The organism is Occallatibacter sp. (assembly GCF_049802275.1).
Lineage (GTDB): Bacteria > Acidobacteriota > Terriglobia > Terriglobales > Acidobacteriaceae > Telmatobacter.
Window position 1 is genome coordinate 1 of record NZ_JBARMD010000208.1, and the last position, 2,255, is coordinate 2,255.

3 protein-coding genes are annotated in these 2,255 nt (G+C 57.9%); all 3 read right to left on the reverse strand.

Features of this window, described 5'->3' with window-relative positions; translation table 11 throughout:
• Positions 1-273, reverse strand: a 273-nt coding sequence (locus WA354_RS07045) for a hypothetical protein (protein WP_472812295.1), incomplete at its 3' end; no start/stop codon positions are given.
• A gap of 238 nt (positions 274-511) precedes the next feature.
• Complete coding sequence (gene dnaJ / locus WA354_RS07050; RefSeq protein ID WP_472812296.1) at positions 512-1,630, reverse strand: molecular chaperone DnaJ; 1,119 nt, start codon at positions 1,628-1,630, stop codon at positions 512-514.
• Between the two features lie 122 nt (positions 1,631-1,752).
• Positions 1,753-2,255, reverse strand: a 503-nt coding sequence (locus WA354_RS07055; RefSeq protein ID WP_472812297.1) for a nucleotide exchange factor GrpE, incomplete at its 5' end; no start/stop codon positions are given.

Below are 2,255 nucleotides of genomic sequence, written 5' to 3' on the forward strand. Positions count from 1 at the left end.
GTCCCGGTAGGGAAACAGGCCATGCATCACCGCATGCGCCTCCGGTACGTAGCCAAAAATCAAATCGGCCCACGGCCTTTGATGGAGAACAAAGAACGTAACAAAAAAGAACAGGAAGTGGCAGGCAGCATAGAACGCAATGAGATACAGATCAATCTGACGCTTAGTCCACTCCGCCAGCTTACCTGAAATCTTCCAGCGTGCCACCAGAAGACTCAAAATCGCCAGCAGTCCCCCAAACATGAAGCGAAGTAGAAGATTGCGGAACGCCATCGTTCTTTTACCTTACCATTCATTAAATTCGATTTGAACCGCAGGCTCGCTGCCTGGACATGCCATCGGTGACACTTCACTGCGTCCCCGACGGATGCGGCCGCAGCCAAAGAAAGAACCGAGCAGTTTCCGCTCGGGACCCCCTCACCGATGCAGAAAACCCGGCAGTTGGCCGGGTTTTGCATCAATGCATCTTTCCTTTGCACAACGATTCATTCGCACCACCGGGCGAGCTTCCTCAGCTGAAAAGATCCTTCATCTTGTCCAGGAGCCCCGGCGACGTCGGCTTGTTCTCCACCGACATCGATTTGCCCAGTTCGGTAATCAGATCGCGTTGTGCCCGGTTCAGCTTCTTCGGGATCTGCACCACAACCTTCACGATCAGGTCGCCCCGTCCCTTCTCATTCAGATAGGGCACGCCCTTTCCGCGAATGCGCAGTTCCTTCCCGCTCTGCGTGCCCTCCGGAATCTTCAGCATGACTGGCCCGTCAACACCAGGAATCTCGATATCAGCGCCAAGAGCCGCCTGCGGGAAGCTGATAGGAATAACGCAGTGCAGGTTCTGCCCTTCGCGCTCGAAGAAGTCATGCCTGCGAATCGCCAGCACGACATACAGGTCGCCGCTCTGCGCGCCTCCGCGGCCCACGTCGCCCTCGCCTGTGTAGCGGATGCGCGTTCCCTCTTCCACCCCTTGAGGCACTTTAACGGTGAGCTTGATCTCCTTCGTCAACCGCGTCTCCCCGCGGCACACCTGGCAGGGATCGCTGATGATTGATCCTCGCCCTGCACACGTGCTGCAGGTCCGCGCAACTGAGAAGAATCCCTGTTGGTAGCGGATCTGTCCACGGCCATGGCATTGCGGACAAACAGACGGACCCCGCCCTGAAGCGCTCCCCGTCCCCTTGCATGTTTCGCAGGCCTCGAGGCGGCGGTACTTGATCTCCTTCTCCGCCCCGAAGATCGCCTCTTCAAAATCAATCGCGAGGTCAAAGCGCAAGTCGTCGCCACGGGTTTGTCGAGAACTCCGCTGCTGCCCACCGCCCATGTTAAACATCTCGCCGAACAAGTCGCCAAAAATGTCGCCCAGATCGACTGCGCCTGAGAACCCCCCGAATCCACCGGGCCCGCCGTTGCTCACTCCCGCATGACCGTAGCGGTCGTAGGCCGCGCGCTTGTCGCCATCGCTCAGCACCTGGTAGGCTTCGCTCGCTTCTTTGAACTTCTCTTCCGCAGCGTGATTTCCCGGATTGCGATCCGGATGAAATTGGAGCGCGAGTTTGCGATACGCGCTCTTCAGTTCCTGGTCGCTGGCGTCCCGCGATACTCCCAGCACCTCGTAATAATCTGCTTTACTCACTCTGGTATTCAAACCCTTCGCAACCTTTTCTCGATATAGGCACGGGTCTCACCCCGCGCATCGCCTGTTTGCCGCCCCGCCTCACTATCCCGGGAACGCCGGCAGATTGAGCGCATTCGTGTTCACTCGCTCGTCTGTTTTGAGTTGGATACTACGCGCACCAGTGCCGGCCGCAGCAACTTCTCGCGCAGGCGATATCCCCGGCGAATCTCCTCCGCAACGTGCTGGTCCGGCAGATCCTCGCGCTCCACAGAGCCCATTGCTTCGTGATGGCGCGGATCGAACTCCTCGCCAACCGTCGCTACGGGCTGAACCTGCAGTCCACGCAGGATCTCTTCCATCTGCTTCACAATCAGTTCCACACCTGTACGCAATTGGTCCAGGGAACCGGTCGATTTCAGTGCCAGTTCGAAGTTGTCCAGTACCGGAAGAAACTGTTCCACGACAGATCCAATGGCAAAGTCTTTGAAATCGGCTTTCTCCTTGTCCGCCCGCTTGCGCGCGTTCTCAAACTCCGCTTGCAGCCGCGCCAGGCGATCGATCAGTTGGTCACGTTCCTTCTTCAACTGGTCGTTTTCTGCCTGAAGCTGATCGAATTCTCCCCGGCTTGCCGAAGCCTCTTCGG